This window comes from Bacteroides propionicigenes, from assembly GCF_018390535.1.
Taxonomy (GTDB): domain Bacteria; phylum Bacteroidota; class Bacteroidia; order Bacteroidales; family Bacteroidaceae; genus Bacteroides; species Bacteroides propionicigenes.
Genome location: NZ_JAHBBW010000022.1, coordinates 1 through 12034 on the forward strand (window position 1 = coordinate 1; position 12034 = coordinate 12034).

At 47.9% G+C, this 12034-nt stretch carries 12 protein-coding genes and 1 pseudogene; 8 read left to right on the plus strand and 5 right to left on the minus strand.

The window, feature by feature from the left end:
• On the plus strand, positions 1 to 621 hold a 621-nt coding region (locus tag KG118_RS17020), incomplete at its 5' end, for an rRNA adenine N-6-methyltransferase family protein (protein WP_249671506.1).
• Between the two features lie 197 nt (positions 622 to 818).
• On the opposite strand, the gene mobV is transcribed toward KG118_RS17020, so the two are convergent.
• Entirely contained in the window at positions 819 to 2186 is a 1368-nt protein-coding gene (mobV, locus tag KG118_RS17025; RefSeq protein WP_008999098.1) for a MobV family relaxase, read from the minus strand.
• Between the two features lie 107 nt (positions 2187 to 2293).
• Here mobV and KG118_RS17030 point away from each other — a divergent pair, with 107 nt between their 5' ends.
• The gene (locus KG118_RS17030; protein ID WP_155272781.1) at positions 2294 to 2611 is read left to right on the plus strand and encodes a hypothetical protein; all 318 of its coding nucleotides are present in this window, start codon (positions 2294 to 2296) and stop codon (positions 2609 to 2611) included.
• A gap of 167 nt (positions 2612 to 2778) precedes the next feature.
• Here the strand turns inward: KG118_RS17030 and KG118_RS17035 are convergent, their stop codons facing one another.
• The 3 genes from KG118_RS17035 to KG118_RS17045 form a co-directional block, all read right to left on the minus strand.
• Positions 2779 to 3171 carry a hypothetical protein gene (locus KG118_RS17035; RefSeq protein WP_004293707.1) on the minus strand — a complete coding sequence of 131 codons (393 nt, stop codon included), beginning with the start codon at positions 3169 to 3171 and terminating at the stop codon, positions 2779 to 2781.
• Between the two features lie 17 nt (positions 3172 to 3188).
• On the minus strand, positions 3189 to 4421 hold the full coding sequence (locus KG118_RS17040; RefSeq protein WP_004293706.1) for a site-specific integrase: 1233 nt from the start codon (positions 4419 to 4421) through the stop codon (positions 3189 to 3191).
• A 293-nt stretch (positions 4422 to 4714) separates the two neighbouring features.
• Complete coding sequence (locus tag KG118_RS17045; protein WP_224201639.1) at positions 4715 to 5350, minus strand: helix-turn-helix domain-containing protein; 636 nt, start codon at positions 5348 to 5350, stop codon at positions 4715 to 4717.
• Positions 5351 to 5436: 86 nt separating this feature from the next.
• On the opposite strand from KG118_RS17045, the gene KG118_RS17050 reads away from it, so the two are divergent.
• On the plus strand, positions 5437 to 5586 hold the full coding sequence (locus tag KG118_RS17050) for a hypothetical protein (protein ID WP_004329303.1): 150 nt from the start codon (positions 5437 to 5439) through the stop codon (positions 5584 to 5586).
• Positions 5587 to 5633: 47 nt separating this feature from the next.
• Here the strand turns inward: KG118_RS17050 and KG118_RS17055 are convergent, their stop codons facing one another.
• Positions 5634 to 6533 (minus strand): helix-turn-helix domain-containing protein, encoded by a 900-nt coding sequence (locus tag KG118_RS17055; RefSeq protein WP_004329302.1) that lies wholly within the window; start codon positions 6531 to 6533, stop codon positions 5634 to 5636.
• Between the two features lie 130 nt (positions 6534 to 6663).
• Here KG118_RS17055 and KG118_RS17060 point away from each other — a divergent pair, with 130 nt between their 5' ends.
• The 5 genes and pseudogenes from KG118_RS17060 (at position 6664) to KG118_RS17080 (ending at position 11654) form a co-directional block, all read left to right on the plus strand.
• Positions 6664 to 7440: an MBL fold metallo-hydrolase gene (locus KG118_RS17060; RefSeq protein WP_004329300.1), complete on the plus strand. Its 777-nt coding sequence runs from the start codon at positions 6664 to 6666 to the stop codon at positions 7438 to 7440.
• Positions 7437 to 8105 carry a radical SAM mobile pair protein A gene (locus tag KG118_RS17065; RefSeq protein ID WP_004329299.1) on the plus strand — a complete coding sequence of 223 codons (669 nt, stop codon included), beginning with the start codon at positions 7437 to 7439 and terminating at the stop codon, positions 8103 to 8105. The genes KG118_RS17060 and KG118_RS17065 overlap by 4 nt, the downstream gene beginning before the upstream one ends.
• The gene (locus tag KG118_RS17070) at positions 8102 to 8977 is read left to right on the plus strand and encodes a radical SAM mobile pair protein B (protein WP_004329298.1); all 876 of its coding nucleotides are present in this window, start codon (positions 8102 to 8104) and stop codon (positions 8975 to 8977) included. The genes KG118_RS17065 and KG118_RS17070 overlap by 4 nt, the downstream gene beginning before the upstream one ends.
• Positions 8978 to 10339 (plus strand): annotated as a pseudogene (locus KG118_RS17075) (hybrid sensor histidine kinase/response regulator); the annotation flags it as partial.
• Positions 10332 to 11654 carry a sigma-54-dependent transcriptional regulator gene (locus KG118_RS17080; protein ID WP_213388587.1) on the plus strand — a complete coding sequence of 441 codons (1323 nt, stop codon included), beginning with the start codon at positions 10332 to 10334 and terminating at the stop codon, positions 11652 to 11654. The pseudogene KG118_RS17075 and the gene KG118_RS17080, both read left to right, overlap by 8 nt.
• Positions 11655 to 12034: the final 380 nt, after the last annotated feature.

Sequence of the window (12034 nt, forward strand, 5' to 3'; positions counted from 1 at the left end):
CAGGTCCTCCACGAAAATATTACGGCCGTGTATACGCTTGTAGGGAACTCCCTTGCATTTTCTTGTTTCCAGGTTGCCCACGTGTTTTTTCAGCGCGTTGACATAGTCGCTCGCGATGGGGTGTCAAATATTCCTTATGGCATTACTTCCGATATTTTCAAAATCCTGATGTTTGAGAGTCTTGGAAATTTTCTGGGAGGTTCCATTGTCCTTCAGTTAGAACCTACACAAAAGTTATTTTCGAGGAAGCTTTACAATCCATATACCGTTTTCTATCATACTTTTTTTGATTTGAAACTTGTCTATGAGGTAGGTCCTGAAAGTTTCTTTCCACCGCCAACTGTCAAATCAGCCCTGTTAAACATTAAAAGAAAACAGTTATTTTTTGATTTTAAGTTTAAAGCCAAATACTTAGCATTTATTTCCTGTCTGTTAGAGAAACCTGATTTATCTGTAAAAACAGCTTTAAAGTCGATTTTCAGGAAAAGTCAGGTCAGGTCAATTTCGGAAAAATTCGGTTTAAACCTTAATGCTCAAATTGTTTGTTTGTCTCCAAGTCAATGGGTAAACTGTTTTTTGGAAATGCTGGAAGTTGTCCCTGAAAAATTTCATCCTTCGTAGTTCAAAGTCGGGTGGTTGTCAAGATGATTTTTCTGGTTTGGTGTCGTCTTTTAAGCTGCCGCATAACATTGTGCTAACAGCGAAATCGGCTGTTATTTTCTTCAAGTATATCACCTTGCGAACAAATATAAAAAAAGTGCAGTACACCACGAACAGCGTACCGCACTTTTTTCGGCAAATCGGGCAGGATTTAACATTTATAGCTTGAATCCCTTGCCTTTCCTTTGCGGTTGTATAGGTCGGCGTATGTTCTGCCTTAACTTCTCGAACTGTTCCTTGAACCACTCGGCAATGGGCTTTCGGTCGATGGCAAGAACCAATTTAGTCCCGTCCGTGGGGTCTTTCAGCACTTGGAAACCTGCCCTTTCGGTCGTGAATTTCCGTCCGTGTTCCTCCGAGTAGAGTTCCCCTGCATACTCCAACGGCTTTCCCTTGACGAGCGTTGCGGTCTGCCTTTCATCGAACCCGACAAGGCGGCAGAGGTTTTCGATACGGAGCATTTCACGGAAATAGGGAAACCATGCTGCCGCCCTTGCGATTACCGTTTTCAGAAACGATATTTCCTGCTTGTGCCTTGTGTCCTTGTCGGCTATCTCCCTGCCGTGCTTTTGCTGCATTTCCCGTATCTCCCTGCTGTGGTCTGCCTGCATGGTCTGTATCCTATCTTGCAGGGCTTCGATGGTTTCCTCGTGGTCGGCTACCTCCTTATGCAGGGCGGTGTTCTCCCTTTCCAGCGTCTTGACCTTGTTACTGCCGAAAAGAGAACCGACGCTCTCGGCGATGTTGGCGGCTGCGGTGGTTGCCGCCCCTTTCAGCTTCTCGGTCTGTATTTCTTTTTTCGCCCGTCTTAGTTCCTCCTGTGCCGTTTCTTTCTGCTGCTGCAAATCCACCACTTCCGCTTTGAGGTCGTCGGAGAGTTTCTGTATATCCCGATAATACTGCTGCGTGGACTTGTGGCGAGCTTTCGAGCCGTCTATGCCCCTTTGCAGCCCGTATTTCGCCATCGCCACGGCATAGGTATCTTGGTAGGACTTCAATTTCAGCCGTGTCATAATATCGTCTGCGCACAGCCTCACGGTGTCGGTCGGCTTCTTGCGGTATCGCTTCTTCGTCTGTTCCTCCCTTTTCCTGCGCTTGCGCTCTCCCTTGACGATGGGGACGAGTGTAACGTGTATGTGCGGCGTTTCCTCGTCCCTGTGCAGGTGAGCCGCCACGATGTTCTCCTTTCCGAACGTGTCGGCGAAGTATTTCAGATTGTCGGCGCACCACTCGTCCAAACGCCCCTCTTCCTCTATCCGCTTCATGTCCTCGTGCGTTCCCGATACGTTGATGCGGATTGCCCGTACTTGGTTGCTTCCGATTTTGCGTGTCAGCCCCGCTTCTTCTAATCTCTGCTGTATAGCCGCCGAACGGTCTTTTATCCCGTCGGGGTATTCGATAAGCCTGCGGTTTAGGTGCGTGCGTGTGGGGTCGGCGTTCTTCGGTATGATGAAACGCTCGATATGTGCGGTCGTTCCGCTGTCGCTGCCGTGCGCCTTTTCCATGTGTAAAACTACGAAACCCATATATTTTTCCTTTCTTCCTTGACTTGTGAAACAATGATTTTTCGTATCTTCGGGGCGGCAAATGCCGTCCCCGATGGGGTGTGCAGAGGGGCTTACCCCTTGCCTTATTGGGGAATTTTCAGCGATACGTAGTATTGCGGCTCGGAAAATTCCCTAATAAGCTACGGTATTTTCTCCGTAAATACCCTGCGGCGTGCCGTCTGCCTGCCCGTCTGCCTTTCGGCTATGGCTGTCCCTGCCGCCTGCTTGCCCGTAACCCCACCTTATTTTTTTCCTTTCGGTCGGTGGGTGGCGGGGCGGTCGTTTCCGTTTTCAAAGGCTCTTTTGCACGGGGCGGTCGGATACAAGGTTTTCCCGATAAATACGCTCGCAGCGAAGCGAGAGGAAGATTTATTGGGAAACGGCGCAGCCGCCTGACCTTTTAGCCGACGTAAAGCCCCGTGCTTGCTTTGCCTTTGTAAACGAAAACGATTGCTCCGCTTTCCTCTGAAAAGAGAAATAGACCCTGCAATATATATCACCATAGTGATAGGTTTGCATGTTTGCATGCTGGTATGCTGGTACGTTTGCATGTTGGTATGTTGGTATATCATCATGCTTTCCAACGGCTGTTGGGCTTGCCGTCCGAAACAACCGACACGAATACCGTCGTTTTCTCTTTTCGCCCGTGTATAATCCTCTCTAATAATGCCCTGCGGACTTTCGCCGCCCCGAACGATTCGACACGGAAAGCGAGGGCGGCTATCGTTTCGAGGTTGTAAACCTCCGCGCTGTATTTGTCCGATAGGCGGATAATGTGCTTTATGTCATATATAGATAAAACTCCGCTTTTGCAGAGTGCCTTTATCCCTGCCCTAACCGTCGGGGCGATAACCCCGAACAGTTCGCAGATTTCCCGCTCGGTCATGGCGGTTGCGCCTATATCGCTCGGCAGGGAGATATTGCCCTGCCCGTCCATCGTGATAATGTTCCTTTCTTCTTTCATCGGTATTCTGTTCTTAATTAGATGGCTCGGCAGATATTCTTCTCCATATCTTCCAACTTGTGCGACAAGGTTTCCATGTCTTGGCTTATCTTCTGGGCGGTGATTTTGGCGTAAATTTGGGTGGTCTTTATGTTCGTGTGCCCCAAAAGGCGGCTCACCGTTTCGATGGGTACGCCGTGCGACAGAAGTACGGTCGTGGCGTTCGTGTGGCGTGCGACATGGTAGGTCAAGCGTACCTTGAAGCCGCATTGTCTGCCTATATCTTTGAGTATCTTGTTACAACTGCCGTTGTTCGGAACGGGGAAAACATGACCGTCCCTTGCCAGCCCCTTGTACTTCTCGATGATACGCTTGGGAACGTCCAAAAGGCGGATGTTCGATTCGGTGTTGGTCTTCTTTCTTCGGGTGATTATCCACAGGTTGCCGTCGAAGAATGTTTGCAGGCGGTCGGCGGTGAGGTTCTTCACGTCCGAATACGCCAAACCCGTGAAAACAGAAAAGACGAACAAGTCCCGTACAAGCTCGTGGGTGGCGTTCTTCATCGGTGCGTTCATGAGCGTCTGTATCTCCGTTTGGGTGAGGTAGCCCCTGTCCACGCTTTCGGGAGAGTTGATATATCCCGCAAAGGGATTAAAGGGCAAACGCCCGTCGTTCCTCGCTATGGAAACGATGTGTTTCAACACAATCATGTAGCCCCACACGGTATTGGTGCGGCATTTCTTCTCCGTGCGCAGAAAATACTCGAAGTCGTTGATGAACGTGAGGTTGAGTTCCTTTAATGGAATATCCTCACGCTTGTAGGTATGGGGCAGGAACTCCCGAATATGGTTGCAGACCGTCCGATAACGGGTAAATGTACCCTGCGCCCTGCTGTGCCCGACTTTCTTCTCGAACTCGGCGTTGTGCTGCTCGAACAGCTTCAGCAAAGTTTCCTGCTTGACGCCGATACCGAGATAGGCGTCTTTGAGTTTGGCGGCGGTAACATAACCGTCCGTCTGCATTAACTCTTGATAGCGGCGGTTTACTTCCACACGGATTTTATCTACCGCAAGGTTGATTCTCTGCGCTTCGACGCTCTTGCCCGAAGCACGGTTGTTCTTCACGTCCCACAGCCGTGGGGGAACGTCCATCTTGCAACTGAACTGTTTAATCTCGCCGTCCACCGTGATACGGCACATTAAAGGCAGGTTGCCGTTCGGCTTCTCGCTGCCTTTCTTCACGTAAAATAATACCTTGAATGTACTACGCATAACTCACTCCTTTTTTTGGTTACAAAATTAGTTATTAGTGAGTTACCGACTGCTATGCAAAATTACGCAAATCGCAGAAACAGAACCATTTAGCAAGAAATTCACACCCGTTACGGGGGTAATGAGGTGGTAACTGAACTTCTGCGCTGTTTGGCTTCGAGGTGGTATTTCGTTGGCTCTGTCCCATAGAAAAACAAAGCGTAACGAACGCTGTATCAGCTAATTCGCTACGTTTTACCCAAATTTACTTTTTCGCTATGTGTTTATTTTACACTCTCGTACTAATCCAATTCTCACGACACTTGCGCTCTATATTCATTCGGAGTGTAACCTACCTCTTTCTTGAACAGTCGGGTAAAATGTTGCGGGTACTGAAAACCGAGATTATAGGCGATTTCATTAACGGTGTCGTCTGTAGATGCAAGTTCCGTCTTGGCTATTTCAATAGACTTGTCATGAATGAAATGCAGGGCGGTTGAACCTGTTTCTTTTTTCAATAAATCACTGAAATAGTTGGGCGAGAGGCAGAGCTTGTCTGCACAATACTGTACAGTGGGCAAGCCTATCCGTTTAGCAGCCCCATCATGGAAGTATTCGTCAAGCAACCGCTCAAATCTTGCGAGGATGTCTCGGTTTTGGTTGTCGCGTGTGATGAACTGGCGGTCATAGAAACGTGTGCAGTAATCAAGGAACGTCTTGATGCTGTCTGTGATGAGGTTCTTGCTGTGACGGTGTATCGGATGGTTCAATTCATATTGAATCTTGTGGAAGCAATCCATGATGATTTGCCGTTCTTCCACACTAAGGTGCAATGCCTCGTTTGTCTCGTAGGAAAAGAACGAATATTCACGCATTATCCGCCCGAGAGGTGTATTCCGCAGCAGGTCGGGATGGAACATAAGCAGGTAGCCATCTGGTTGGAACTGCATGCCGTCATCTTCCGCACCGAACACCTGTCCGGGCGCGATAAATATCAGTGTGCATAATTATTCCTAAGTCTGTGAAACCGGAACGCATGAAGCAGAATCTCGACATATTAGACTTCACCCTGTCGGCCGACGACATGGCACGGATAAAGACGCTGGATACCGACAAGCCTTTCTTACTCGGCTCGCACGAAGATCCAGAAATCGTAAAATGGTTCATGCAGTACAAAAACGCCTGAACATCAACAACCATATTTCGATAGCCGCTATCGACTATATTAAGAAGTTATTCGTATATGCCTTTATTGTAATCCGTCATGTACTGAGTAAATGTTTTGCCTGTTTGCTGTTTGAAGAAGCGCATGAGATGGCTCGGATCAGAGAAATTGAAATCATCCGCCATTTCACTGACAGTGCGGTTGGAGAATAGCAATTCGTTCTTCAGTTCCTCAAGCAGACGTTGTTTTATCAAATGGGTAGCTGATACTCCGAATTGGGCTTTTACTGAGTTATTGAGTGTGATGCGACTGACATGAAGCATGTCTGCATATTCCTGCACCCGCTGGTGGGTGCGGATATTCTGTTCCAACAAGTCCTTGAACCGAAAAGCGAAATTGTTTTTAGCAATTTCAGCGGGCAAGCAATAGGCGGCAGCGTATGTACGATTGATAATCAGCAAAAGATAATATAGTAAGGAAACAATGATATTGTACGTATCGGACACTGGATTCATCAGCTCATACTTAATCTTTCCGAGCAGCCGCATATATTCCTTCATTTCGTCATGTGTGGCATTGATGTAAGGCGGCGTATCTGTCTGGTAACAATACAAAAGGCGAAAAACGAAGAACTTGTCGGCGATAAAAGTACGCATGAAATCTTCGCGGAATATAAGGAACGTGTAATCCAACGCCGTCTCATCTACATGCCACTCTTGTTGCTGATGGGGTGAAAGCAGGAGAACCATGCCGTCGCGCAGTTCAATCTTGCGGAAGTTCAGTAGCAAATATCCGTTTGCCTTACGGAAAAAGTAGAAGCTGAAGAAGTCTGTCTTAAACCGCTTGTTTTCTGTCAGCACAAGTCCGATGTCCTTGTTTATGGCAGTATTGATGTAAAAATCCACGCCGCAGCGTGTCTTGTTGAACGGTACGCTGACCAGTCGATCAGGGTTGATTATCTCGTCCATATCCTTGTCGTTTTTGCAAAGATAATAATTTCATTTATCAAAATGGCATAATTACCGTTTTTTCAGGCATAGATGTTTCGCCGGATTCTTCCGAACTTTGCACCCGTAATCAATAACAAGACATATAGTCATGAAAAAGACATCCACAGTACAATTGGTGCGCAATGCCACCTTGAAAATCAGGTATGCGGGACACACCATGCTAATTGACCCCGTTTTAGCCGACAAAGGCACTTTGATATCGGCCCTCGGTGTGAATAAAACACCGAGGGTACACCTCACCATTCCTATTCAGGATATTATCGGAGGCGTGGACATGGTGCTCCTGACCCACAATCACATCGACCATTACGAGCCGAGTGTCCCCACACATTTGCCCAAAGAAATTCCTTTCTACGTTCAGCCCCAGGACGCGGACGCCATCAGAAACGACGGATTTACAAATGTGATACCCATCGAAGAAATAAAAACAATAGACGGCATATCCATTTACCGCACGACCGGACATCATGGTTTCGGGCAGATCGGGCAGATGATGGGACCTGTATCAGGTTATGTGCTAAAAGCCGAGGGCTTCCCGACCGTTTATATAATGGGTGACTGCCGATGGGAAGCATGTATCCGAGACACCGTGGAACGGTTCAATCCTGACTATATCGTGGTAAACTCCGGAGGTGCAATCTTTCCCGAATTTTCCAAAACGGACGGTCCTATCATCCCCGACGAGAACGAAGTGATGCAGATACTTGACGAATTGCCTTCGCATATCAAGCTGATAGCCGTACACATGGATGCCATCGACCATTGCCAGACCACCCGTGCAATTCTGCGCAATGAGGCAACGCATCACGAAGCCGACATGAGCCGGCTGATTATCCCGGAGGACGGAGAAACAGTTGTGTTATGAGTGTCTGCATTAAATCCCTGATAAAAAACATGAACATAGTGGTAGGGTGCACTATAGGATGCCCTTACTGCTATGCCCGTAACAACTGCCGCCGTTTCCACATTACCGACGACTTTTCCGTGCCTGAATACATGGAACGAAAACTGCGCATCATCGATACGTCCCGTCCTCATGTGTGGCTCATGACAGGAATGAGCGATTTCTCCGATTGGAAGCCTGAATGGAACGCAGAAATTTTCGAGCGGATCAGCAGCAATCCCCAGCACGCCTATATCTTTCTGACGAAGCGCCCTGACAAAATCAGTTTCTCCTCTGACGACGAGAACGTATGGATGGGCGTGACCGTCACGCGCAGTTCCGAGAAAAGGAGGATTGATGATTTGAAAAAGAATATCAAAGCACGACACTACCATGTCACGTTTGAACCTCTCTTCGATGATATCGGCGAGATTGATTTCGAGGGAATTGACTGGATTGTCATAGGCACAGAGACCGGAAACCGAAAAGGAAAGTCATATTCGCGCCCCGAATGGGTGCTTAGCATTGCAGAACAGGCAAAGGCTCATGGCATACCGGTGTTCATGAAAGAGGATTTGCTGCCGATTATGGGCGACGAAAGAATGATTCAGGAATTGCCGGAACAATTTACCAGACGAATACAATGAATATGGATACAATAAAGGAAATAGATGTAAAGAGTGTAATGACCAAATCCTCTCTGCCGGTGGGAGGATATTCGGTCAACCCTTATGTAGGGTGTCCCCACGCCTGCAGGTATTGCTACGCATCGTTCATGAAACGGTTCACCGGGCACACCGAGCCGTGGGGTACGTTTTTAGATGTAAAAAACTGGAAGCCGATAACGAATCCTCATAAATACGACGGTGAACGTGTTGTAATAGGGTCTGTGACGGACGGTTACAATCCGTATGAAGAAGAATTCCACCGTACCCGAAGGCTGCTCGAAGAGCTGCGAGGAAGCGATGCCGAGATTATGATATGCACAAAGTCCGATCTTGTCCTTCGCGATCTCGACCTGTTGAAGAGTTTTCCCAAAGTGACTGTGTCATGGTCTGTCAATACGCTCGACGAGCAGTTCTGCGCAGATATGGACAACGCCGTAAGCATTGAACGCCGTCTGAAAGCGATGCGTCAGACATACGAGGCAGGTATCCGCACCGTATGCTTCGTCTCGCCCATATTCCCCAGAATAACAGACGTGAAGGCAATAATAGAGGAGGTAAAAGATTATGCTGATTTAATCTGGCTTGAAAACCTGAATTTACGCGGGCAGTTCAAAGGCGGGATAATGACGTATATCCGTGAGAAGTATCCTGACCTCATACCGCTTTACGAGGAAATTTACAATAAAAAAAGGCTTGAATACTGGCAGGCATTGGAGCAGGACATTTCAAATTACGCCAAGGAGCAGGGCTTCCCGTATCGTATAAACGATCTGCCATACGGACGCTCGGAAAAAGGCAAACCTGTCATCGTAAACTACTTCTACCACGAAAAAATACGATTGACAAAATGAGGCTATGCCGGACTGATGCAGAAAAGTTGTAGCGCGGATAAAAGCACCATGTATGTGGATAATATCCGGCAATCTTCCGAGCGTATGCGGGAGATGCTCAACACGCTGCTGGATTTCTTCCGTCTGGACAACGGCAAGGAGCAACCCAACCTTTCCCCTTGCAGGATTTCCGCAATCACGCATATTCTTGAAACGGAGTTCATGCCCATTGCCATGAACAAGGGTCTGACTTTGATAGTGGAGAGCCACACCGATGCGGTGGTTTTGACCGACAAGGAACGTATCCTGCAAATCGGCAACAACTTGTTGTCAAACGCCATCAAGTTCACGGATAACGGTAGTGTATCATTGGCAGCGGATTATGATAACGGTTTGCTGAAACTTATCGTTGAAGATACCGGTACGGGCATGACCGAAGATGAGCAACAACGAGTATTCGGTGCATTTGAACGTCTTTCAAATGCCGCCGCAAAAGACGGCTTCGGATTAGGATTGTCCATCGTGCAGCGTATTGTGGCGATGCTCGGTGGAACTATACGCTTGGAAAGCGAGAAAGGCAAAGGGAGCCGCTTCACGGTGGAAATTCTCATGCAGACAGCCGAGGAACTGCCGGAACAGACAATTCAAGCGCAAATGCGCCATAATCATATCTGCCATGATGTGATTGCCATCGACAATGACGAGGTACTTCTCCTTATGTTGAAAGAAATGTATGCCCATGAAGGGATGCACTGCGATACCTGTACCAATGTTTCGGTACTGATGGAGCTGATACGAAAAAAGGAATACAGCCTGCTTCTGACGGATCTGAATATGCCTGAGATAAGCGGTTTTGAACTGCTGGAACTGTTGCGCTCATCCAATGTAGGCAACTCGAAGAGTATTCCCATAGTCGTGACAACCGCTTCGGGCAGTTGCAGCAAGGAGGAACTTATAGGGCGTGGATTTGCCGGATGCCTGTTCAAGCCGTTCTCCATATCCGAACTGATGGAGATTACGGATAAATGCGCATTAAGCAGCATATTGGATGAAAAGCCGGATTTTTCCACTCTGCTATCTTATGGCAATGAATCCGTCATGCTGGACAAACTGATAGCGGAAACCGAAAAGGAAATGCAGGCGGTCAAGGATGCAGAACAGCGTAAAGACCTCCAAGAACTGGACACACTTACACACCATCTGCGAAGTTCATGGCAGATTCTCCGTGCCGACCAGCCATTGAGGGAACTTTACGCCCAACTTCATGGAAGTGCCACTCCAGATGACGAAGCGATATGCAAAGCGGTGACCGGCTGTGCTGGATAAAGGTGCTGAAATTATCCGGCAGGCAAAAGAAGAAAGGAAAAATACGAAAATGGATAAAACAAGAATCATCGTGGTGGAGGACAATATCGTGTATTGCGAGTTTGTCTGCAACCTGCTGGCACGGGAAGGATTCCGTACCGTGCAGGCTTACCACCTCTCGACCGCGAAGAAACTTCTGCAACAAGCCTCAGACGGGGACATCGTGGTTTCTGACCTACGACTACCCGACGGTGACGGCATCGACCTATTACGATGGATGCGCAAGGAAGGCATGACACAACCGTTAATCATCATGACCAACTATGCCGAAGTGCATACGGCAGTCGAAAGTATGAAACTCGGCTCGCTGGACTATATCCCCAAGCAGCTTGTGGAGGATAAACTTATGCCTCTGCTTCATACCATCCTGAAAGAACGGAGTATCGGACGAAATCGTATGCCCGTTTTTGCCCGTGACAGTTCCGCCTTTCAGAAAATCATGCAACAGATAAGATTAGTTGCCCCTACTGATATGAGCGTGCTGATATTCGGAGAGAACGGCACGGGCAAGGAGCATATCGCCCACCATCTGCATGATAAGAGCAAAAGGGCAGGGAAACCGTTTGTGCCTGTGGACTGCGGTTCACTCTCCAAAGACCTTGCGCCCTCGGCATTCTTCGGACATGTCAAAGGCGCGTTTACGGGTGCGGACAGCACAAAGAAAGGATACTTCAATGAGGCAGAGGGTGGCACATTGTTCTTGGATGAGGTAGGCAATCTCGCATTGGAAACCCAGCAGATGTTACTCCGTGCCATACAGGAACGGAGATACCGCCCTATAGGTGACAAGACGGACAAGAGCTTCAATGTCCGCATCATCGCCGCCACCAACGAGGATCTGGAGAAAGCGGTCATTGAAAAACGTTTCCGACAGGATTTGCTGTACCGTTTGCACGACTTCGAGATAACTGTTCCGCCCTTGCGTGACTGTCAGGAGGACATCATGCCGTTGGCGGAGTTCTTCCGTGAGATTGCCAACAATGAATTGGAATGTAGCGTGACTGGGTTCGATGCGGAAGCCCGTAAGACATTGCTGACCCATCCGTGGCCGGGTAATGTCCCTGAGCTTCGGCAGAAGATAATGGGCGCGGTGTTGCAGGCACAGACGGGAGTTGTCATGAAAGAGCATCTGGAACTTGCCGTAACGAAACCGACCTCACCTGTCAGCTTCGCCTTGCGAAACGATGCGGAGGACAAGGAACGCATCTTACGCGCGTTGAAGCAGGCAAACGGAAACCGCAAGGTTGCCGCCGAATTGCTCGGAATCGGACGTACAACGCTGTATAGCAAGTTGGAAGAGTATGGATTAAAGTATAAATTTCAGCAATCATAGCCCGCAACTTGCCGAAAATAGAAGTAACGGTTAAACCGGATTATTCAGCGAAGATAAAAAACGTCCTGTGATAAAAATCATGGGACATTTTGATGTGTATCCGATTTTTATTGCTACTTTTGTACCAAGACGAGAGACATTGACAGCAACTCACAGCAGAACGTAGAAATAGACAGGGTTGCCAAATCATTACCTCATTTTTACCTTATCCTCAGAACTGCTTGCTAATAAAGTGGTTATAAAAATCTTCCAGAATTACATAAATGTTTTGTTCTGCAATGAAATAACCGACACTTTTTTCAGGGAAAAATAAAAATGGCTTTATTATAATTGCCTTGTACCATAGAAAACGGGCAGAGAGCATGCAGTTGCTCATCTGC

What these genes read in the sequence shown, in the direction of transcription:
- KG118_RS17040 (WP_004293706.1), bottom strand. Translation starts at nt 4,421, where the DNA reads ATGCGTAGTACATTCAAGGTATTATTTTACGTGAAGAAAGGCAGCGAG.
- KG118_RS17050 (WP_004329303.1), top strand. Translation starts at nt 5,437, where the DNA reads ATGAAGCAGAATCTCGACATATTAGACTTCACCCTGTCGGCCGACGAC.
- KG118_RS17070 (WP_004329298.1), top strand. Translation starts at nt 8,102, where the DNA reads ATGAATATGGATACAATAAAGGAAATAGATGTAAAGAGTGTAATGACC.
- mobV (WP_008999098.1), bottom strand. Translation starts at nt 2,186, where the DNA reads ATGGGTTTCGTAGTTTTACACATGGAAAAGGCGCACGGCAGCGACAGC.
- KG118_RS17060 (WP_004329300.1), top strand. Translation starts at nt 6,664, where the DNA reads ATGAAAAAGACATCCACAGTACAATTGGTGCGCAATGCCACCTTGAAA.
- KG118_RS17065 (WP_004329299.1), top strand. Translation starts at nt 7,437, where the DNA reads ATGAGTGTCTGCATTAAATCCCTGATAAAAAACATGAACATAGTGGTA.
- KG118_RS17045 (WP_224201639.1), bottom strand. Translation starts at nt 5,350, where the DNA reads ATGCAGTTCCAACCAGATGGCTACCTGCTTATGTTCCATCCCGACCTG.
- KG118_RS17055 (WP_004329302.1), bottom strand. Translation starts at nt 6,533, where the DNA reads ATGGACGAGATAATCAACCCTGATCGACTGGTCAGCGTACCGTTCAAC.
- KG118_RS17035 (WP_004293707.1), bottom strand. Translation starts at nt 3,171, where the DNA reads ATGAAAGAAGAAAGGAACATTATCACGATGGACGGGCAGGGCAATATC.
- KG118_RS17080 (WP_213388587.1), top strand. Translation starts at nt 10,332, where the DNA reads ATGGATAAAACAAGAATCATCGTGGTGGAGGACAATATCGTGTATTGC.